General features: G+C 48.2%; 16 protein-coding genes. 12 read left to right on the forward strand and 4 right to left on the reverse strand.

The window, feature by feature from the left end; translation table 11 throughout:
* Window positions 1–48 precede the first annotated feature (48 nt).
* Window positions 49–954: an HARLDQ motif MBL-fold protein gene (locus P0Y67_RS07675; protein ID WP_342391411.1), complete on the reverse strand. Its 906-nt coding sequence runs from the start codon at window positions 952–954 to the stop codon at window positions 49–51.
* Between the two features lie 81 nt (window positions 955–1,035).
* On the opposite strand from P0Y67_RS07675, the gene P0Y67_RS07680 reads away from it, so the two are divergent.
* Window positions 1,036–1,938 carry a LysR family transcriptional regulator gene (locus P0Y67_RS07680; protein ID WP_342391412.1) on the forward strand — a complete coding sequence of 301 codons (903 nt, stop codon included), beginning with the start codon at window positions 1,036–1,038 and terminating at the stop codon, window positions 1,936–1,938.
* A 68-nt stretch (window positions 1,939–2,006) separates the two neighbouring features.
* Here P0Y67_RS07680 and moeB read toward each other — a convergent pair whose 3' ends face one another.
* Both moeB and moeA read right to left on the reverse strand, forming a co-directional pair.
* A complete protein-coding gene (gene moeB, locus P0Y67_RS07685; RefSeq protein WP_342391413.1) occupies window positions 2,007–2,753 on the reverse strand; it encodes a molybdopterin-synthase adenylyltransferase MoeB in 747 nt (248 codons plus the stop codon).
* Window positions 2,754–2,777: 24 nt separating this feature from the next.
* Window positions 2,778–4,013 carry a molybdopterin molybdotransferase MoeA gene (moeA, locus tag P0Y67_RS07690; protein ID WP_337113600.1) on the reverse strand — a complete coding sequence of 412 codons (1,236 nt, stop codon included), beginning with the start codon at window positions 4,011–4,013 and terminating at the stop codon, window positions 2,778–2,780.
* A gap of 181 nt (window positions 4,014–4,194) precedes the next feature.
* On the opposite strand from moeA, the gene folE reads away from it, so the two are divergent.
* The 9 genes from folE (at window position 4,195) to P0Y67_RS07735 (ending at window position 16,697) form a co-directional block, all read left to right on the forward strand.
* Window positions 4,195–4,848 carry a GTP cyclohydrolase I FolE gene (gene folE / locus P0Y67_RS07695; RefSeq protein WP_046221259.1) on the forward strand — a complete coding sequence of 218 codons (654 nt, stop codon included), beginning with the start codon at window positions 4,195–4,197 and terminating at the stop codon, window positions 4,846–4,848.
* A 321-nt stretch (window positions 4,849–5,169) separates the two neighbouring features.
* A complete protein-coding gene (locus P0Y67_RS07700) occupies window positions 5,170–6,936 on the forward strand; it encodes a L,D-transpeptidase family protein (RefSeq protein ID WP_342391414.1) in 1,767 nt (588 codons plus the stop codon).
* A 235-nt stretch (window positions 6,937–7,171) separates the two neighbouring features.
* Entirely contained in the window at window positions 7,172–8,581 is a 1,410-nt protein-coding gene (locus P0Y67_RS07705) for an FAD-dependent oxidoreductase (protein ID WP_342391415.1), read from the forward strand.
* Between the two features lie 417 nt (window positions 8,582–8,998).
* Window positions 8,999–10,399 (forward strand): peptide MFS transporter, encoded by a 1,401-nt coding sequence (locus tag P0Y67_RS07710; RefSeq protein ID WP_342391416.1) that lies wholly within the window; start codon window positions 8,999–9,001, stop codon window positions 10,397–10,399.
* A 224-nt stretch (window positions 10,400–10,623) separates the two neighbouring features.
* Window positions 10,624–11,994, forward strand: coding sequence for a hypothetical protein (locus P0Y67_RS07715; RefSeq protein WP_342391417.1), 1,371 nt, complete (start codon window positions 10,624–10,626; stop codon window positions 11,992–11,994).
* 95 nt (window positions 11,995–12,089) lie between these two features.
* Entirely contained in the window at window positions 12,090–12,533 is a 444-nt protein-coding gene (locus P0Y67_RS07720) for a GNAT family N-acetyltransferase (RefSeq protein ID WP_342391418.1), read from the forward strand.
* A gap of 62 nt (window positions 12,534–12,595) precedes the next feature.
* Window positions 12,596–12,970: a GFA family protein gene (locus P0Y67_RS07725; RefSeq protein ID WP_337113594.1), complete on the forward strand. Its 375-nt coding sequence runs from the start codon at window positions 12,596–12,598 to the stop codon at window positions 12,968–12,970.
* 606 nt (window positions 12,971–13,576) lie between these two features.
* A complete protein-coding gene (locus P0Y67_RS07730; protein ID WP_342391419.1) occupies window positions 13,577–13,846 on the forward strand; it encodes a hypothetical protein in 270 nt (89 codons plus the stop codon).
* Window positions 13,847–13,940: 94 nt separating this feature from the next.
* Window positions 13,941–16,697 carry an immune inhibitor A domain-containing protein gene (locus P0Y67_RS07735; protein ID WP_342391420.1) on the forward strand — a complete coding sequence of 919 codons (2,757 nt, stop codon included), beginning with the start codon at window positions 13,941–13,943 and terminating at the stop codon, window positions 16,695–16,697.
* A 71-nt stretch (window positions 16,698–16,768) separates the two neighbouring features.
* Here P0Y67_RS07735 and P0Y67_RS07740 read toward each other — a convergent pair whose 3' ends face one another.
* Window positions 16,769–18,076, reverse strand: coding sequence for an oligosaccharide flippase family protein (locus P0Y67_RS07740; protein ID WP_342391421.1), 1,308 nt, complete (start codon window positions 18,074–18,076; stop codon window positions 16,769–16,771).
* A 597-nt stretch (window positions 18,077–18,673) separates the two neighbouring features.
* Between P0Y67_RS07740 and P0Y67_RS07745 the strand changes: the two genes are divergently transcribed.
* The gene (locus P0Y67_RS07745; RefSeq protein WP_342391422.1) at window positions 18,674–19,723 is read left to right on the forward strand and encodes an amino acid ABC transporter substrate-binding protein; all 1,050 of its coding nucleotides are present in this window, start codon (window positions 18,674–18,676) and stop codon (window positions 19,721–19,723) included.
* Window positions 19,724–19,831: 108 nt separating this feature from the next.
* Complete coding sequence (locus P0Y67_RS07750; RefSeq protein ID WP_342391423.1) at window positions 19,832–21,091, forward strand: amino acid ABC transporter permease; 1,260 nt, start codon at window positions 19,832–19,834, stop codon at window positions 21,089–21,091.
* Window positions 21,092–21,104 lie beyond the last annotated feature (13 nt).

Consider the following 21,104-nt stretch of genomic DNA (forward strand, 5'->3'; position numbering starts at 1 on the left):
TGCCGTTCTTGAAAATGAACGGCATTCTTTTATCTGTTTTTAACTCTGTTATTTGTTTATGGAATCTGTGCTTACGTTTTGCTGGCTGGCAAGCTGTTGCTCAAAACTTTTCCTTGATGCGTCGACGTAGTGTTTCAGCCCGGCTCTGTCAATGAAGGCCTCTTTATCACCGGAGTAGTAGCGACGTCGTTTGTCGGTTAATTTGAAACGGTTCCCTTTATTAGCAATGAAAATGTCTGGGCTCTGCGAAGCCAGCAGGTCAAAGCTGTACCGTAAATCAGCGACAAGATTGGGATAGTTTTTATTATTGATTAAATGGTATCCAGGGGTTGCCAGGCTGTCGGCATATAAAAGTTCTTGTCCATTGCTTAACTCTATTTTCCATGACGTTGCTCCAGGCAGATGTCCCGGTGTGAATAGGGCTGTTACCTGGATAGCACCCAGAGAAAAACTTTCTTTATCCTGAATAATTTTATCCACATGAACAGGGGGAAACGGAAGCGCATCCCCCAGGGCAAAATCAGATTTACCGCCGCGGGCCAATTGTGCCGCATTGTCGGGACTTGCGACTAATTGACCTCCGCTCCACATTTTTAACCGGGCAAGGCCACCGGCCTGATCCAGTCGTGCATGGCTATTCAAAAGATACTTGATGTCAGTGACATTAAACCCAAGCGATTCAATGTTGGTTCTGATTAATGCTGCATTGGTTTCCAGTGCGGCATCAATCAAAACATGACCTTCAGGAGAAGTGATTAAGACGGAAGATAAATTCTCTGTGCCGACATACCAGACATCTTGAGTGATCTGAAATGGATCTATGGGTTTTGCCCATGAATCGAAGAGTGACATCGGAGGAACCGCTGACAGAGGTTGCGTGGGATCAAGCGAAGCACAGGAAGAATCAGCAGATATGGCCATCATACATACAAACAAGAGTGAATAAGGGTTCATGAATGCTCTTTGTGTTGAAGTTTTAAGAGCGCGCAGTATAGTTGACGTGAATTTAATACAGCTCAATAAGAATATTGCATCATGAATTTGATTCAACTTGATTTGAATTTATTAAAGGTGCTGTACGTACTTTTACAGACGGGATCAACAGGACAAACAGCCCGAAGGCTGGCCATTACGCCATCTGCAGTCAGTCATGCTCTGGGTAGATTAAGAGAAGCACTGAATGACCCTCTGTTTCGGCGTGAAGGAAATCAACAGATTCCGACTCCTTTTGCATGTACGCTGAAAGAAAAACTAGTGCCGCTTTTTGTTTCATTGAATGAAGAGCTATTTGGCGAAGATGAAAATGAGAAAAGAACCTTTCGTGTTGTGATTCCACCGGCAATTAATACGTTACTCACCCCGGTATTGGCCGATAAGGGGGAGTATTATCAGGCCCAGGTGCAATGCATACCGTTTGAACGTCGGGCTTGGCGGGATGATTTGCTGGAAGATAAAGTCGACTTAGTTCTTGCTGTCGGTGATTATCAGAAAATGATTAGCGCGCTGCAGTATGAATTGGTTGGTAAAACGCGTTTGGTGGCACTCTTCGGCAATCCGTTGCGAAAAAAACTGCAAGAGAGAGACAGCCTCAGTATGTCTGAACTAAGCCAGTTCAGGCATTGCTATTGTCACCCTTGGCCACAGGAAATCAATGAGCTGGATCGTCAGATGATGCGTGATGGTGAGTCCCGTCATTTGGCGTTTATTTGTAATGATTATGGACAACTGGCGCCAGCAGTACGTGCTGCCCCTTTCATGGCTGTCGTGCCTGAACCCTGGTTTATTAACCTTGCTGATAAAGAGGGTTTATTCATTTTACCGTTGGAAGGAGACAAGGTCGAAGGTGGGGTGTTTATGCAGTACAGAAGGTCAACAGTTGCATGGAAAATGCGCTTTATTGATGCGATTCGACGAAAATTGCAGGAATATTACGTGTAACAACACGAATACTGTGATGTTCTTTGATCACAGTATTCGTGAGTATGGTACCTGCGCTGTTTGACGTATTAACCGCAAACCGGGCAGTTCGCCTGTTTCATCAGCTTCATTTCCTGCCAGTGCATGGTCATGGCGTCCAGCAGCAGAATTTTGCCTGTCAGCGGTTTACCCATCGCAGCAATCACTTTGATGGCTTCCATCGCCTGCACCGCACCGATAATCCCAACCAGCGGTGACATCACACCGGCTTCGACACAGCTCAGGTTTTGCTCGCCGAACAGGCTGCTCAGGCAGGCATAGCAAGGCTGTTCGTCCTGATAGGTGAAAACGCTGACCTGGCCTTCCATGCGTATTGCCGCGCCGGATACCAAGGGGGTGTTTGTCTGGTAACACAGGCGGTTCAGCTGGTTCCGGGTCGGCAGGTTATCGCTGCAGTCGACAACCAGCGTGTGCTGTTTGATCAGATCGAGCAGGGCGGCATCATCCAGTCGCTCGCCAATGGCGCGAACAGTACAGTGCGGATTCAGCCGCTCAAGTGCCTGTTTGGCGGAGTCGACTTTCAGCATGCCCACAGTCGCGTCGTGATGGAGTACCTGGCGTTGCAGATTGGACAGCTCAACCTTGTCGTCATCAATCAGGGTCAGTACGCCAGCGCCGGCCGCAGCCAGATACTGGCTCGCGGCGCAACCTAAACCCCCGGCACCCAGAATCAGGATGCTTGCTGCTTTTAAGGCTTCCTGACCCTCAAAGTCGAACTGACGTAAAATGATCTGCCGGTTGTAACGCAGCATCTCTTGATCAGATAACTCTTCCATGACTGGCTCCTGCGCTATCGTCATTTAATACATACTGGCGTTAAAAGGTTCAATCGTGACGGTTTCACCCGGCTGCACTTTACCGCGTTCTTGTTCCAGAATGACCAGGCAGTTGGCCTGATGCATGGAACTGAATGCGCCTGAACCCTGATTGCCTGTGGTGGCCACTTCAATTTGTCCTTTGCTGTTTACCTGGTAAATACCGCGCTGGAAGTCAGTGCGTCCAGGGCGCTTTTTAAACACGGTACTGGCAATGGCCGGTAAGCGCTGAGGTGCCTGATACTGGCTCTGGCCAGAAAGCTGCGCCAATACAGGCTGAACAATCTGATACAAAGTCAGCATGGCTGAAACCGGATTGCCCGGCAGGCCACAGAACCAGCAGTCGCTGACTTTTCCGAAGGCAAATGGCTTACCGGGTTTCATGGCAATTTTCCAAAAACCAACTTCGCCTTGCTGGGTCAGGATATCTTTTGTGTAATCTGCTTCCCCGACACTGACGCCACCTGAGGTGATTAACACATCTGCGGTGCTGGTGGCTTTTGCAAATGCCGCTTCCAGCTGGGCAGGATCGTCAGGAATAATCCCCAGATCCAGTACGTCACAGCCGAATTTATCCAGCAGCGCCCGAATCCCGTAACGGTTGCTGTCGTAAATCTGACCGGCGGCCAGTGGCTCACCGAGCGGGCGCAGTTCATCACCGGTCGAGAAGAAAGCGACTTTAGGACGTTCAAACACAGGTAAGCTGGCAATGCCCAGTGAAGCGATCAGCGGGAGTTCTCGCGCTGAAAGTCTGTGGCCTTTGGCAACGACCACCTCGCCGAGTTGAATGTCATCGCCGATCGGGCGAACATTATCTCCGGCCTGAGGTTTCACCTGAAAGCGGATTTGATCGCCGAGAACTTCTGTCTCTTCCTGCATGATCACGGTGTCTGTTCCCGCCGGCAGCTCAGCGCCTGTCATAATACGGATGCACTGGCCAGATTGGCATGAACCGTTGAAAGGGGTACCGGCAAACGACTGGCCGGCCAGAGTCAGGGTATCTGTTTTGTCTAAATCAGCACGCTGAAGGGCGTAACCATCCATGGCGGAATTGGCGAAGGGCGGGACGTTAATCGGGGAGGTCACATCCTCTGCCAGTACCAGTCCCAGTGTTTCTGCCAAAGGTAATCTATTGGTTTTGCTGATGGGTTTGACCACTGACAGCATTTTCTCAATGGCTGTTTCTACCGGCATCAGGCCCGGCGCATCACACGAGTCCATTTGTTAATCCTTCATTCGTTATGCTTAATTGCTGACTATTATGACAAAAAAAACTCACCGGAACTAATTCCCCCAGCAAATACGAGGTGTAATTGTTGCCAAATGGGGGTATCCTTCGGGCTCAGTTTTACTGGCAAGGCAGTGTTGTTCGATCATCAGCCTCAGTCAGTTGGAGGAGAAAATGACAACATTAAGCGAATCAGCATTGAAAGTCCGTCAGGCGTTAGAAACGCGCGGACTGGAAACCCCGATGACAACCGAATTGGTTGGCAATGCCGAGAAGAAAGAACGTATTGAATTCCACATGCGTGAAATTCTGGGATTATTATCTCTGGATCTCACGGATGATAGCTTGATGGATACCCCAAAACGTATCGCGAAGATGTATGTAGACGAAATTTTCTCCGGTCTGGATTACGCTAACTTTCCGAAAATTACGGTCATTGATAACAAAATGAACTGTGATGAAATGGTGCGGGTGAAAGACATCACTCTGACAAGCACCTGTGAGCATCACCTTGTAACGATTGATGGTAAAGCGACGGTGGCTTATATTCCGCGCGGAAAAATTATCGGCTTGTCGAAGATCAATCGTATTGTTCGTTTCTTTGCTCAGCGCCCGCAAGTGCAGGAACGCATGACGCAGCAAATCTTAGTGGCATTACAAACATTGCTGGAAAGTGATGATGTTGCAGTGAGAATTGATGCGACGCACTACTGTGTGAAAGCTCGCGGTGTGATGGATCAAACCAGCGAGACAACAACGACTGCACTTGGCGGCATTTTTAAACGCATACCTGCGACCCGGGCAGAGTTCCTTCACGGACTGCGTTAACCGCTTTTCGTTAACCAGTCTGCGGTCGTAAAAAAGCCAATACAGCTAACTGTCTGTATTGGCTTTTTTTATGGCAACTATTTCATATCTGCAAGACAAAATTACGTAATCAATATTAAAAATAGCGAATATAGCGTCAATCATTACTGCACAGATACATTAATGTTTATCTAACCTGAATATTAGCGATTATTAAATATTGAACACTTTACGGCAGGCGGCTTGGATAAACTTAGGCTAAGAAAAGCCGGATAAAAGTGAGTTCACCACGACTGACTTTTAGTGCGAATAATGAAGAACGTAAGGTGGGGATGTCAGGCTATGCTCAATTTCAAAAGCGGCAAAGTGACACGACAGGCAATGGATGTTGCTGTCTCTGGTTTCGTGAAAGGAACAGCCGGACTGGCTGTAGCAGTGCTGATGTCTGCGTATTCGCTGGCAGCAGATGAGGGCGTGATCAGGCTGGTTCCTGCTCAGAGTTCGATTGTTTCTGCCACGCTGACTGTCCCTCAACTCGGCAGGCATGGATTGGAATCGGTTTCGGTGCTGAGCACTCGCCAGCTTTGTCCGAGCCAGACAGATCAGCTGTGTTTTCCGACCGCATTGCAACATCTCTACGCCAGCAATGATTTTATGCCTCTTTGGCGTGATTCCGCGCTGCTTGATGAATTACTGCTGCAGATAACAGCACTGGCAGAAACCCGTCGGGTGCCGGGCTTATTGCAGCGAGTTCAGGAGCTGCAACAACTCTCGCAGCAGGATGATCAACGTGGTCTGGATTTGCTGGCGACGGATACTCTGATGGTCTATCAATCTGCCGTTAACCAGATGCTCAGTGACCCGAGCTCGCTCTATCGCCCGGCCAGTTTTACTCTGGATGCACAACATCTTGCTTCAGCCCCGATGATCACTGTGCCACTGACCATCACCTCACTGCAACGACTGCGTCCGACAGAGAAGCACTTTGACGCGCTGGTTGCCGAAATGCAGACGCTTGAACAGGCTCAGCCGCATGGTGTGTATCTGTCGGGACGCCCGGCCATTAAATTTGGCGCTGAGATACCGAACGGTGACAAGCTTGCGCGTATGCTCAAAACCTATGGTGACTTGTCGGATCAGGATTTTGCCAATGTCATGAAGACGGAGCAGGCAACCGGTGAATCAGCAGCAAACCGCTTCAACAATACCGGTGTACTTCATCAGGCCATCCGGCAGTTCCAGCAGCGCCATGGCCTGACTGATGATGGCGTCATTGGCCCTGAAACCGCGCAGAATATGGCGCGTTCTTACGAACAGGTTGCCCAGCTTCTGGCCCTGAATGTTCAGCGCAACCGCGTTCTGCAACGGCATGGGCAGGGCGAGGTGCTTCAGGTGAATATTCCGGAATTCATGTTGCGGATTATGGATGATGAAAATGTGATATTTCAGTCCAAAGTCATTGTAGGCAGAAGCAGCCGGCCAACGTATTTATTCTCTTCAGCCATCAATCATATGGTGGTCAATCCAACCTGGAATGTCCCTGAAACCATCAAGGAAGAAGATGTCATACCCAGCATGAAACGATCGCCTGACTACCTGACGCGGCATAACATGCGGATGGTGTCGGGGTGGAGTGATGTCCAGACGATTGACCCCGCACAGATTGACTGGAGTACGGTATCGGCCCGTAATTTTCCTTACGAATTTCAGCAAAGACCGGGCCCTGATAATGCACTTGGGCAGGTGAAATTCATGATGCCGAATGACTTTTCGATTTATTTACACGATACGCCGGCTAAACGTCTGTTTAACAAAAGTAAAAGGAATTTCAGCTCGGGCTGCGTCAGGGTGGAAAAAGCGCATGATCTGGCCTACTTCCTGCTGGAAAGACAGCGGGCAGGGCAAAGTGCAACCTATGATAATTTATTAAGAAAGCGCAATCCGGCGACGATCAATCTGCGAAAAACACTGGCAGTGGATTTCATTTACCGCACCGCCTGGCTTGATGAGCAAGGTAAATTGCAAGTCCGTGATGATATCTATGGTTACGATGATGATTCCACCGTGCCGCAAGAACACGACTATATCGCCATGATGAACTATCGCTGACAACAACTGCACTAACCCGTCTCACCACAAAACCTGAGCTACGCTCTCTGGTGATGATGTTTTCGCAGTAATATCTGCACAGCGCGGGGAAGACATGAGATCTTTGTGTTTTCCCCGACAACGAACTTCCCGCCTTAGATGAATTTTCTGTGTCAATGCGCTGCTTGCTATTGAGCCTGGGCAGGCAGGTTACGTAGAGTATACGCAATTTTGGTCTATACCACCTGGTGATGCAATGCAATCGACACAGTACAGCTCATTTTGGTTTCAAGAAGCTCTGGAAAGCGAACCTGAAATTCAACCCAGGCAATTAGAGACAGACACAACAACCGATGTCTGCATCGTCGGTGGCGGGTTCACCGGACTGTGGACGGCCATCCAGCTGAAAATGAAACAGCCGTCTCTGGATATCCTGGTGATTGAAAAAGATCTCTGCGGCAGCGGGGCATCGGGTCGCAATGGCGGCTGCATGCTGACCTGGTCAACCAAGTACCTGAGCTTGAAAAAACTCTACGGTGAAGCAGAAGCCATTCGATTGGTGAAAGCCTCTGAAGCGGCGGTCTATGACATCGCGGCCTTTTGTCATGCGCATGGCATTGAGGCGCAGATCCGGTTAGACGGCACCTTGTATACTGCCTCAAACCAGGCGCAATTAGGTGCCATGGCGCCGGTTCTGGCAGCGTTGGACAAGCAGTCGATCAATGCCTGGCAGTCATGGACCAAGGAAAAGGTGCAATCAGAATCGGGATCCGAGGTGCATCTTGAGGGCCATTTTTCATCAGCGGCAGGAACCGTTCAACCCGGATTGCTTGTCAGAGGTCTCAAGCGTGTCGCAGAAAAAATGGGCGTGACCATTTTCGAACACACGCCAATGACGGCGATCCATCGGCAGCACACTCCGGTTCGGATCGTCACGCCCGGCGCGACGATTCAGGCAGGTAAAGTGGTGCTGGCATTAAATGCCTGGACGCCCTCTTTATTCCCTGAATTGAAACACAGTGTGGTGTTGGTCTCGTCTGATATGTTGATCACTGAACCTGCCCCAGAACGCCTGAGCACACTGGGATTAAGTGACGGAAAGTCCGTGATCGATGGCCGAACCTTTGTTCATTATTACCGTACAACGCCGGATGGCCGGTTGATGCTCGGCAAAGGCGGCAACTATTTTTCCTTTGGTAACAAAGTGAGCGCCGTGTTTGATCAGCCAAGCCGTTATCAATCCATACTTGGCGCTGCTTTCCGGCGATTTTTCCCTGCACTGCAATCTGTTCCAGTCGCGACGACCTGGACTGGTGCCTCCGACCGCTCTGCCACAGGCATGCCGTTTTTTGGCCGTTTAGCGGACAACCCTTCTGTTGTGTATGGTTTGGGCTATTCCGGTAATGGGGTCGTGCAGAGCTGGATCGGAGGCCATATTCTCTCTTCTATGGTGCTTGAAGAAGACAATGACTGGACACGGTCTGGCTTAGCGTCAGGACCCAGAGGCTCATTTCCACCTGAGCCGATTCGCTGGCTGGGGGCCATGCTGGTCAGAAACGCGATACGGCGAAAAGAAAGCGCAGAAGATGGGAACAAGACGCCGGGATGGCTGGATAAACAGCTCTCAAAACTGGCTCAATCCGCGGGTAAATCGGATAAGGGCTAACGCGTGTCATCCATTCAGAATGAAACACGAAGCAGGTGAATACGCCTGCTTTTTTTATTCATCCTGTTGCAAAATTGTTTCCACACCGACTGGATTAACGTGACTGGTTTTTGACCATTCGGTCAGGCACAAATGTAATAATCATGAATAACCCTTAAATTCAAACATAAAGTCTAATTGATATTTATTTTTTGGAATTTAAGTCTGAATATTAATCATTTATTGGTGTATAAATCTTGCATGTCAGTAAAAAGTAAATTTCCATTTTTGGTTGGATTTTTTGTTGTTATAAAAATCAATAACTTGCGTTGTTCGTATTTTGTTCTGATCTTGTTAAAGTTTGCAGTGTTTTAGTTTGTAATTTATAAATTGAGCCGCATTTATGGATACATAACTACCTCAACGAAGAGAATAATTATGAGCAACAAAGGAAATGGGACCCTGATGGGACACCCTAAAGGCTTGTTCCTGCTGTTTGGTACCGAGCTTTGGGAACGTTTTTCGTACTATGCAATGCGCGCTATTCTGGTGCTGTATCTTACCGATAAAACAGTGAACGGTGGTCTTGGTTGGTCAACGGAAGACGCGCTCAGTCTCTATGGTATCTATACCGGTCTGGTTTATATCACGCCCTTGATCGGTGGTTGGGTCGCCGACAATTTCTTAGGACAGCGCCGCTCGATTATCATCGGTGGTGTTCTGATGGCTTTAGGTCAGTTCACGCTTGCACTGCCACATTCTCTGGTTGACCCGAATGCCACAACAGCCTTTTATCTCGGCCTGGCATTGTTGATTGTTGGTAATGGTCTGTTTAAGCCAAACATTTCAACCATGGTGGGTGATCTGTACTCCGAAGGCGATCACCGTCGTGACGGTGCTTTCACCATTTTCTACATGGGCATTAACCTCGGGGCACTGCTGGCCGGTATTATCGCGGGTTCCGCGTCCACAGCTTATGGCTGGAAAGCCGGCTTTCTGGCTGCAGGGATAGGTATGGTATTCAGCCTTGTGATCCAAATGCTGTTTGCTGAAAAGCTGCTGGGAAATATTGGTAAAGTGCCTGCTGCCAAACGTGCGGCTGCTATGTCGGATAACGGTAAGAAACAGCCACTGACTAAAAAAGAAATCGATCGCCTGAAAGTGGTGATGATCATGGGACTGTTTGTGGTTGTCTTCTGGGCCGGTTTCGAGCAGGCTGGCGGACTGATGAGTATTTATACTCAGGAATACGCAGATCGCATGATTGGCAGCTTTGAAGTTCCTACTGCCTGGTTCCAGTCTCTGAATCCATTCTTTATCATCACAATGGCACCCTTGCTGGCTGCACTGTGGGTGAAGATGGGGCCGAAAGAACCAAGTTCTCCAATCAAGTTTGCCATTGCACTTTTCTTGCTGGCGATGGGTTTTGTATGCATGGTTGGTGCTGTGATGGAGCAGGGGGGCGATATGACCGCCAAGACCTCGATGCTGTGGATTGTCGCGGCGTACTTCTTCCATACGATGGGTGAGCTGTGCCTGTCGCCCATTGGCCTGTCTATGATGACGAAGCTGGCGCCGTTACGACTGGCGTCTCTGATGATGGGCGTATGGTTTGGTTTCAATGCAGTTGCGAACTATGTCGCCGGTATGATTGGTGCCCATGTGGGTGAAGCCGGTCCAATGGCTATCTTTGGTGGTATTGCGATTACCGCAGCCGTCTCGGGTCTGATTCTGGTTGTTTTCTCAAATCAGCTGATTCGCTGGATGCATGGTGCTGAAGGGAAAACAGTGGTAGACACTACCGACGTGCCAGCCAACGCAAAACCGGCACAAGCTTAATGTAAAGATCCAAAGTGGATAAGATTGCGGGAGCCAACAGGCTCCCGTTTTTTATATCTGAATTTTCCCTCTTATTTTCCTGATCTTGCGATTCAAGTCACAAGTTGTGTATGCGATTACACGCACGTTGTCATTATGCGCAAGTGGACATATCGCACCGAAAACTCATAACCTATGTGAATATTGTTTGATATTTATTCAGTTTTTATTTTTGAGGGGCGCGCATGAGGAAGTCGCTTTTATCGGTTGTGGTGGCAGCAACCATTTTATCGGGGTGCGGTGGTTCGGACTCAGATAATGACGATGGGAAGAATCTCGACGGCAAGGTTACTGTTCAGGTGATCGACGGTTATTTGTCGAATGCTGAAGTGTGTGTAGATAAAAACAGTAATTTTGTGTGTGACACCGGTGAAGCTTTATCAGACAGAACAAATGACACAGGGAAGGTCACCCTGTCGGCTAGTGACAGCCAGTATCCTTTGATTGCCCGAATCATTGCCGGTGAGACGTCTGACACTGATCACCCTGGTTTTGTCTGGCAGGATGCTGAACTCTATGCGCCAGCCGGCCAGACAATCCTGACCCCTTTTTCGACCCTGGCTTATTTAAATGCTCAAAGCCTTGCCGATTATGCGGCCAGTCTGAATCTGGATGCCAGTCTGCTCAGTCAGGATTATGTGGCGTTAAAATCGTCAAATCCCGATGCGAAGAAAGTCCATTTGTATGCGCGAACGATGCACGCGATGCTCGGTGAAACCTTGTCTGATAACAATCTGGAAGAGCAGAAAATCTGGATTCAGAACCTGAAAAACAAAATTCAGGAACTGGATAACAATCAGGTTGATTTTGATGCCGTCACGTTATCGCTGAATAAGGATAACGGGCAGTTCACTCAGTCCGACCGTGTCAAAGGTATCCAGCCATTTCTGGAAGGAAACGGAGGCATGAAATTCCTGGAGTGGCTCAATGCTTCAATCGATATCCCACACAATCTCACATTTACGGATGGAAAAATTACCGACAGCAGTATTGGATATATTCAGGTTGGTACGGATTATCAGGTTTCAGGTACATCCGTGACATTGGCTTCTCAGCCAGAAACGAAGATCGATTTTGTGTATGTTTCCCCGGATATCGCCTTGGGTTATGTCTATAGTGATCCTTCGAAGAAGTTTCTGACGTTCTGGCAATCCAAGGATGATTATCTGAACGGGCGCACTGATCTGGTCCAAGAGGATTTCACGGGGCAAATCTGGTACCTCCTGAGAGATGCTGCCGGACCAGAAGCAAAAGAAGAAGAGCCCCCGGTTCCTGAACTCAATGAACTCGTCTTTCTTTCTGACACACACGTGTCGATCAATCCAATGGGGTCGGATGCCGATGAAGCGGAGTGGAGTTTTACATCTGATCCAAATGAGACTTTCCAGACCCTCACAATTCAGTTCAGCAATAACAACTCAATGATTCTGGATACGGATGTATCAAAGGCTGGGGTAACGTTGTTGAAGCAGCAGATTGTTGATGACAATCCTCAGAATATCCTTATGACACAAAACAAAGCTTTAGCGAAAGCGTTACACAAGCATTGGCAATAAACCTTTCATCTTGAACGGCATGACGATGATGTGGGAACTGGGGTAAGGTATGGAAAACCGAGTCCGAGTTCCCACTTCATTGAAAGGATTTCTTCATGTATTCACCTCAGCTTTACATCCGTCCTGCAACGCCTGCCGATACACCTGCGCTCACACGTTTGTTGGCCCAATTGGGTTATGACACTGAGCCGGCATGCATCGAGCAGATGATTTATCTTGCAGATTCTGATTCTGAACAGATCACGGTCGCTGAAATCAATAATCAGTTAGTGGCGGTGATGTCGCTGATCTTTTTTGATTATTTTCCTGCGGCTGCGCGGTATGCCCGTATCACCGCTTTGGTGGTTGATGCTCAACACCGAAGTAAAGGGATAGGCTCAGAGCTGCTTGAATATGCCAGAATCAACGCGGCGGAACGTGACTGTGCCTGCATTGAAGTCACCAGTTCAGTGACACGAGAGGACACCCATGCTTTTTACGCACATGCCGGCTTTCACCATGAATCGTTAAAGTTTGTCCTGCCGATCGGCTCACACTGACATTTTTTATTGTGTCCTGTGAGTGATCGATACGTGCTCAGGACATCACCAGGGAGAATTTCATGGTTATTCAACCTGTACACAGAGCGAGCTGCCACTGCGGCAGTGTGGTACTGGAACTGTCATTACCGAAAGGGTTAGTTGATCCCAGACGTTGCGACTGCTCCATGTGCCGCCGACGAGGAGCGATTGTCGCTTCTGTGCCGCTTGATGGTATCACTATTATAAAAGGTGAAGACAAACTCAGTCTTTATCAGTTTAATACCCACACCGCGAAACATTATTTTTGTTCGGTCTGCGGTATTTACACGCACCATCAACGTCGATCTCATCCGGAACAATATGGTTTTAATGTTGCCTGTCTTGAAGGCGTGAATCCCTTTGAATTGGATCATGTCCCCGTGAATGACGGTGTGAACCATCCCGCCGATCGCTAATCTCTTCTTTTTATCAGGCCTTATCTGTTCAGGGTGAGGCTGATTCCTTTCTGTTTAAAAAACAAACTTTTCTGATTTTTTCTCTTACGGCGATACAGATGTGATTGCCGCCGATTTTTTATTCATGTTGAGTCGCGGCGTATTGCATCGCTTAAATATTCTTATTGGCCAATCACTCAATGAAAATGACAGCGTAATTCACTGGTATTCATTCATTTTTCGTTGATTGATAGTGATAGAAGCATTTATTCGACGCGCGTCAAATAAACCAATCAAAATAGTTACACAATGTTTCGGAATATAAATTCAAACTGATCCGACCTGTATTGGTGGTTTTTATTATAACGATATAAGAATGAAGGTGATTATTGCTCGAACGAAAGGAACTATTGCTCAAAGTGAGCTTTCATTAATGATAGATATGTTGACTATCTATGCTGTTGTTTTGACTAAATAGTTGATATTTAAGTGATTGACTTATTATAGATAGTTTACTGTTTATGTTTAAGTTGTGATGCTCAGCCAAACAGCCCGTTTTGGCATATTGATGGGCAATATCGTTGCATATAGTTTGTTACACATTGTTTACATGTGTTGAGGTAAGCCGTGAAACGTGCATGCTTATTCACCCTCTTGTTGGTTTGTCCGCTGCTATCTTTCGCTCAGGTTCAGCCGGACGATGAGCGGTTACTTCGTGCATTGGAGGAGCAGGGCATTATATGCAAAGGACTCTCATACGAAGAAAAACAGGAAGCGTTGCGAATTTACTTACATCGTAAAGCCACGATGAAAGATAAAAAACAAAAAGACAATGACACAACCGGGCAACCGTCCAATTTGGACGACACTAAAAAAACGTGTATTTCACCAGAATAATAACGCATTAAAAAATGTTGTTAACCGCTGAGCACTATGTGCAAAGTCGGGGTTTTGACAGCTTCACGATGGAAATAATAAATAAGGACAGTAAATGAAACATATGAAGAAAACATTGCTGGCTTCAGCAATGTTCACTTTATTTAGTGGTAGTGGCTATGCGCATACACCCGTTGATATGGGCGTTGTTAATGAAGACAAACTCATTGAAATGCTGGTCAGAAATGGCGTTGTTGATGCGGATGCTTCAGAGGAGCAGAAACGTCACGCGCTGGATAAATATCTGGATAATAAAATACGTTCAGGTTTTAAAGGGGATGCGCAGTTTGGTAAACAGGCCTTAGAAAAAAGAGCCAAAGTGCTGAAAGCGATTCAGAAAAATAAAGGGAACCAGCGTGCCAATATTTTTGCACTGGATGTTGGCCAGAAGCGAACAGATAAAGTGCTGGCACTGTTAATTGATTTTCCTGATCTGCCATGGAATGACAACCGCCTGACGAAAGACCACACCGAAATGCTGTATGACAGCTATGGACCGGGTCATTATCAGGATTTGCTGTTTTCAGGTGCCGGCTATACCGGGCCAAACGGTGAAAACCTGATTTCAATGCGTCAGTTTTACGAGGCGGAATCCGGGGATTCCTACTCCGTCATGGGACAGGCCGCCGGTTGGTATCGCGCATCGAAAAATGCGGCTTTTTATGGTGGAAATTCACCCACCACGGATAACGATCTGAATGCACAGGAACTGGTGCGTGAAGCGCTGAACCAACTGGCAGAGGATCCTTCGATTAATCTGGCTGATTACGATGTAGAAGACCGCTACGACTACGATGGTGACGGGAACTATCGCGAACCTGATGGTGTGATCGATCACCTGATGATATTCCACTCTTCCGTCGGTGAAGAAGCGGGCGGTGGTGTACTGGGCGCAGATGCTATCTGGTCGCACCGTTTCAACCTGGGCCAGTATCACGTGCTGGCTGGAACGAAGAGTACGGTGCCGGGACGCTTTAACGGCCAGTATGCCGCTTTCGATTACACGGTTCAGCCAATTGATGCCGCAGCAGGTGTGTGCGCCCACGAATACGGTCACGATCTTGGACTGCCGGATGAGTACGACACCCAATATACCGGCCAGGGCGAACCTGTTTCTTATTGGTCCATCATGTCCTCGGGCAGCTGGGCCGGCAAGATTGGCGGCACGCAGCCTACTGCGTTCAGCTCCTGGGCGAAGCAATTCTTGCAGCAGTCTATTGGCGGACAATGGGTTAATGATCAGCAGCTGGCTATCGGCGAGCTGGAGAATGCCCCGCGTGAATTTACCCTGTTCCAGACGACAGACACCAAAAAACCGAACATGGTGAAAGTCTCACTGCCAAATAAACGCATAGAGACACTGAAACCGTTCGAAGGCCAGTATTCGTTCCATTCGGGTAAAGGCGATGATCTGCGTAACAGCATGACTCGCAAACTGACTGTTCCTGCGGGCGCAAAAGCGACACTGAAATTCAAAGCCTGGTATCAGATAGAGAAAGACTACGATTTTGCCCGTGTCCTGGTCAATGGCAAGCCAATCAGCGGCAATATCACATCCATGGATGATCCGTATAACACAGGTCTGGCACCGGCGATTGGCGGTGATTCAAATGGCTGGATTGATGCTGAATTTGATTTGACGGCCTATGCCGGTCAGGAAATTTCGCTGAGCTTTGATTATGTGACAGACGGTGGCCTGGCGATGGATGGTCTGTATCTGGACACTATGGTTCTGGATGTCGACGGCGCTGTTACCGCGATTGATAATGGCGAGTCCGAATCCAGCTTTGCCTTTGCAGGCTACAAGTTGTCTGATGGCTACCACGATGCGGCGCATTACTACCTGCTGCAATGGCGCAGCCATACAGGTGTCGATGAAGGCCTGGCAAATATCAAGCGCATGGGCCAGATCATGACCTTCGAGCCTGGTTTGATTGTTTGGTATGTCGATGAGTCGATGACGGACAACTGGGTGGGCAAACATCCCGGTGAAGGCTGGTTAGGTGTTGTTGATGCGGATCAGAATGCGCTGGTTTGGACTGGCTCTGGCCAGGCGGCACAGACGCGGTTCCAGGTACGCGACGCAGCATTCTCATTGCAGGATCAGGCGCCGTTGCGTCTGGTAAACAGCAGCGGGGAAGTGTTGGAAGACAGCAGTCTGATCGGTAATGCATATTTCTCTGATGCGGAAGATTACAGCTCTCCGATGGCCCCGGATTCAGGTCGCAAGCTGACTGAGTTTGGCTTGATGATTGATGTTGTCGAGCAAGGCCCGAACAACGAGTTTGGCGTGGTGCGCTTATCTAAAGCGGCATCGCAAAATGAGCGGCCAACCGCGAGTTTCGAGCTGAATGTTGATGGCCTGACAGTATCGGCGAACAACCTGAGTGTTGATCCTGATGGTCAGATTACGGCCTACCAATGGGATTTCGGCAATGGCCAAACCAGCAGTGAAGAAGCGCCAGTCTGGCAATATCAGCAAGCAGGCAGTTATCCGGTGAGCTTAACGGTAACCGATGACAAAGGTGCCACAGACACCTTTAGTTACACTGTCACTGTTGAAGCGCCGAATGCCTTGCCTGAAGCAAGCGCGGAATATATTCACCTGGGTCGCTGGGTCACTATGTGGTCAACCAGCACTGACAGTGATGGCCGCATTGTGGATACCGAGTGGACATTGCCAAATGGCAAGGTGAAGCGAGGTCGGGTGTTTACTTCGATTTTCCCGAGCTACGGCCAGCATGAAGTCAGCATCAAGATTATCGATAATGACGGTGGTATCACCAAAAAAGCCATAACGGTTAACCTGTAACGACAGTCCCATTTAGCTCCTGCAGCTTTGAGCGCAGCCAGTCTGGTTGCGCTCTTTTTTTTGATCCTGATTTAACGCGGGATCTGAAGCGGAGATTTTCCGGTATTCATTATGAGCAGTTGATACCAGGTCAGAGCCGAGGCAACAAACATTGCCAGACACGTTGCCATAGCCGCTCCCGTCATGCCCAATTCAGGAATGAGCCACAGATTCGCCAGCGTGTCTGTCAGCAGGGTGATCACCCCAATAACCATGATCTGCCGGCCCTTACCATTATATTGCAGCCAGGTTGAGGCGAAGGCACTCATGGCCCAGACACTGTATGCGGCTGTCAGCACATTGAGCGAGAGCGCCGCCTGCGTGAAATCATCGCCAAAGAAGGCTAATAACCATGGCCCTCCAGTCAGCACAGCGGCGGTCAGTATCACAGTCACGATAACAATGAGGCGTTGTGCCTGCCGGAACAGAGCTTTGGCGCTGTCAGGGCAGTCATCAAGTGCCGGGCCAATAAGAGGAAGAAATAAACCAGCAATAGTAACTTGGGCCACAGGCAATAAGTGGGCTGTGGTGGCCGCAGCCGCAAAGTGTCCGACATCTTGTTCATCGGCCAGAAGTTCCAGCATGAAAAGGTCAATTTGATTTAAAGCCATGGTCACCATCATGGCGAGCATCATAGGAACGGACAGACTTAACAGTCTGCGTTTTTCAAGGGCATTTGCGCGAGAGTGGTCAGCACTGATCAAGTCTAATTGACGGATTTTATGCCATTGCCAGACCACGATGGCGGCAACGGTTAAGCCTCCGGTCATAATCACATGCCAATACTCCACCTCGCTGATCGCCGACATTAACAGTAATAAGAGGCAGGTTTTAACTGCAGGCAGTGCAATCCGCCAGGGCAGGTTAGAAGCTGCCAGCAATTTTGCAGATTGCAGTACACGGCTAAACAAAGCGCCAATGGCAATCAGAGGGATGACAAATGTGATGATCATCAGCGGGTGATGGCCCAGCACATCCGTTTTCCCCAGATGCAATACCCCACCTAAGTAAGTGGCCAGTATGACCAAGGCAGAAAGCAGCATGGCGATACCGCCATAAAAAAGCAGAAAAGAGACGATATAGTGGCGGTCTTTGTTCTCAATAGCACCGGACAGCACCCGTGGGGCAACCCGATCACCGCCTAATAAGATGATCACACTGGTTAAAGTCGCGAAGGCATAAGCGACTTTGTAATCGCCGTATTCATGACTGGAAAGCGCCTGACTGAGCGTCAGGTTAAACAGATAGTCTGCGATGAAGCCCAGACCCAGGCTAAAGAGTAAAATTAAGCTGCCTGATTTTAAATAATCTGAGTGAGAATTAACCGGCGATGAATGCATTGATCAGGTATCCGTCAAAATAAAAACACAATGAATTATGCCTGTGTTTGACTATGCAAAGAACCCGACCAGTTCAGTTTCACCTGTTACATCATGCTTAATGATCGCTGTAATGAAAAAAATGAAAAAGGGAATGATGTTAATGTATGAGCATATTTGGTGAAATATCAATAGTGGATGCCCCGTTATTGTGCAAGTCAAAATCCTTGTTTATACGCAAAATGTGCAGTCCATGCACAATTAAAGTGCACTTTGAAAATATCAAATTTATTAATATTTTTATCATCTTTGCTTTTGTTACTTTTACGGTTTTTTATCCTGCCTTTTAAATAAATGTTCAGATAATAACCCCAAATAAAGTTGAATGAGATCTTGTCGGTGTTTTGGCATGTCAAATGCTATAAGAATGTTAAATAAGGATGCGATGGATTACCTATCGCATGAAAATGCTGAGTTAGTGCGGTTATTTATGCATAACACAGCATAAAGAATGGGATCGTCATCATATGCAACTGTAACACATGAAGGCGATTTACAAATATTAAAACAGCACAAATAACCATTCAGGTTAGTCAACACAACAGACAGGAAGTCTTTATGAAAAACAAAAGAAACCTTTTTTCAGCTTCTTTAATTGCTTCATCTCTGATGCTGGCAGGTATTTCTGCAAGCGCTCATGCCGACATGGCTTCAGGCTCTGAAACATTAGATAAAGTCAAACAAGCCGGTGTGCTTAAGTGCGGTGTCAGCACTGGGCTGCCAGGTTTTTCAAATACCGACGCCAAAGGGAACTGGGAAGGTATTGATGTTGAATTCTGTCGTGCCGTCGCATCTGCTGTTCTGAAAGATGCCAGCAAAGTGCAATATATTCCGTTGACGGCCAAAGAGCGTTTTACCGCGCTGCAATCTGGCGAAGTGGATGTGCTGTCCCGTAATACGACCTGGACACTGCAACGTGACACGGCTCTGGGTCTGAATTTTGTCGGCGTGAACTATTACGACGGTCAAGGCTTTATGGTCAGTAAAGAATTAGGAGTGAAGTCTGCGAAAGAACTGGATGGTGCGTCAGTTTGTATCCAGTCCGGTACCACAACAGAGCTGAACCTGGCCGATTACTTCCGCACTAACGACATGAGCTTTAAGCCCGTTGTTTTTGATACTTCAGATCAGACCGTAAAAGGGTTCGAAGCAGGGCGCTGTGATGTGCTGACCTCAGATCAGTCTCAGCTGTATTCACTGCGTATCAAACTGGCCAACCCATCATCAGCGGTTGTGTTGCCTGAAGTGATTTCAAAAGAACCTTTAGGTCCGGTTGTGCGTCAGGGTGATGATAAGTGGTTCAACATCGTGAAGTGGACACTGAGCGTGATGGTGAATGCCGAAGAGTACGGTATTAATCAGGGCAATGTTGATGCCAAACTGAAATCGACCGATCCAAACGTACGCCGTATTTTAGGTCTGGATGGTCCTAAAGGTGCCGGTCTGAGCCTTGCTGACGATTGGTCTTATCAGGTTATCAAGCAAGTGGGTAACTATGGCGACAGCTTTGAGCGAAATGTGGGTGCAGGCTCGCCACTGAAAATTGCCCGTGGTCTTAATGCCCTCTGGAAAGACGGCGGGATCATGTACGCGCCACCAGTGCGTTAATTACCGGTTAACATTCAATACGTGGCGGGGATATTTCCCCGCCTGATTGGAACAGCTTTTCATTAACGATGAAAAGATGAGAATCCATTTGCTTAACAGGGTAGTTGTATGGCACTGAGTGAAGTTGAATTCGATGCTGTCACCGAAAAAGACAAAGAGAATGGAACGACGGGCGAAAAAAACGCCGCCGTTTCTGAAACACCTTCCTTGAACCTCCGATCTTTAATTTATCATCCGGGCGCTCGCGCCGTTTTTTTCCAGTCGCTGCTTATTCTGGCCATCGGCGTGTTTTTATATACCGTTGTCAGCAATGCACTGGATAATTTAGCGCAAAGGGGAATCGCAACCGGTTTTGATTTTTTGGATCAAACCGCTGGCTTTGGCATTGGCATGTCGCTCATTGAATATGATGAGACCTATAGCTATGGCCGGACTTTTATTGTTGGATTATTGAATACGGCTTTGGTCGGTATGCTTGGCATCCTGCTGGCAACAACGCTGGGTTTTGTGATTGGCATCGCTCGCTTATCAAAAAACTGGTTGTTAAGCCGCCTGGCTGCTGTGTATATCGAAGTATTCCGAAATGTGCCGCTATTGCTGCAAATTCTTTTCTGGTATTTCGTTGTTTTGCGCGCTTTACCTTCGCCAAGACAATCATTGTCATTGGGTGAAGCCGTGTTCCTGAATGTGCGTGGCCTGTATGTGCCTGCACCCGTTTATGAGCAAGGCGCCTGGATGGTACTTGCTGCTGTTGTGATCAGTGTGATCGCTGGGGTGGCAGTGCATATCCGGGCCAGCCGGCATCAACAGGCCACAGGGGAGCAGCGTCCGACCTGGCGCTATTCGCTTGGCATGCTGCTGATCTTGCCTGTGCTGACGTATTTTGTGTCGGGTCAGCCGGTGTCACTGGCATATCCCGAGCTGAAAGGATTCAACTTTCGTGGCGGTATTTCCGTCATGCCTGAGCTGTTTGCTTTATTGGTGGCACTGAGCATTTATACCGCTTCTTTTATCGCTGAAATTGTTCGTTCAGGGATCATGGCTGTCAGTCATGGTCAGACGGAAGCCGCGCACTCTCTGGGGCTGAAAAATTCGCACACGCTCAGATTGATTGTGATTCCGCAGGCATTGCGTGTCATCGTGCCGCCTTTGACCAGCCAGTACCTGAATCTGGTCAAAAACTCTTCGCTGGCCATGGCGATCGGCTATCCGGATCTGGTGTCTGTGTTTGCCGGCACGACGCTAAACCAGACAGGGCAGGCCATTGAGATTATTGCGATGACAATGGCAGTGTATCTGGCGCTGAGTTTGCTGACGTCACTGATGATGAATATGTATAACCGCAAAATTGCGCTGGTGGAAAGGTAGTCAGAGGTAGCAT

It is taken from the genome of Photobacterium sp. SP02, assembly GCF_038519165.1.
Taxonomy (GTDB): Bacteria; Pseudomonadota; Gammaproteobacteria; order Enterobacterales; family Vibrionaceae; genus Photobacterium; species Photobacterium halotolerans.

Bases quoted from the DNA above. Each gene is read 5' to 3' on its own strand.
- P0Y67_RS07740 (WP_342391421.1), bottom strand. From the start codon at position 18,076: ATGCATTCATCGCCGGTTAATTCTCACTCAGATTATTTAAAATCAGGC.
- P0Y67_RS07710 (WP_342391416.1), top strand. From the start codon at position 8,999: ATGAGCAACAAAGGAAATGGGACCCTGATGGGACACCCTAAAGGCTTG.
- P0Y67_RS07700 (WP_342391414.1), top strand. From the start codon at position 5,170: ATGCTCAATTTCAAAAGCGGCAAAGTGACACGACAGGCAATGGATGTT.
- moeB (WP_342391413.1), bottom strand. From the start codon at position 2,753: ATGGAAGAGTTATCTGATCAAGAGATGCTGCGTTACAACCGGCAGATC.
- P0Y67_RS07680 (WP_342391412.1), top strand. From the start codon at position 1,036: ATGAATTTGATTCAACTTGATTTGAATTTATTAAAGGTGCTGTACGTA.
- P0Y67_RS07675 (WP_342391411.1), bottom strand. From the start codon at position 954: ATGAACCCTTATTCACTCTTGTTTGTATGTATGATGGCCATATCTGCT.
- P0Y67_RS07720 (WP_342391418.1), top strand. From the start codon at position 12,090: ATGTATTCACCTCAGCTTTACATCCGTCCTGCAACGCCTGCCGATACA.
- moeA (WP_337113600.1), bottom strand. From the start codon at position 4,013: ATGGACTCGTGTGATGCGCCGGGCCTGATGCCGGTAGAAACAGCCATT.
- P0Y67_RS07705 (WP_342391415.1), top strand. From the start codon at position 7,172: ATGCAATCGACACAGTACAGCTCATTTTGGTTTCAAGAAGCTCTGGAA.
- folE (WP_046221259.1), top strand. From the start codon at position 4,195: ATGACAACATTAAGCGAATCAGCATTGAAAGTCCGTCAGGCGTTAGAA.
- P0Y67_RS07735 (WP_342391420.1), top strand. From the start codon at position 13,941: ATGAAACATATGAAGAAAACATTGCTGGCTTCAGCAATGTTCACTTTA.
- P0Y67_RS07725 (WP_337113594.1), top strand. From the start codon at position 12,596: ATGGTTATTCAACCTGTACACAGAGCGAGCTGCCACTGCGGCAGTGTG.
- P0Y67_RS07745 (WP_342391422.1), top strand. From the start codon at position 18,674: ATGAAAAACAAAAGAAACCTTTTTTCAGCTTCTTTAATTGCTTCATCT.
- P0Y67_RS07715 (WP_342391417.1), top strand. From the start codon at position 10,624: ATGAGGAAGTCGCTTTTATCGGTTGTGGTGGCAGCAACCATTTTATCG.
- P0Y67_RS07750 (WP_342391423.1), top strand. From the start codon at position 19,832: ATGGCACTGAGTGAAGTTGAATTCGATGCTGTCACCGAAAAAGACAAA.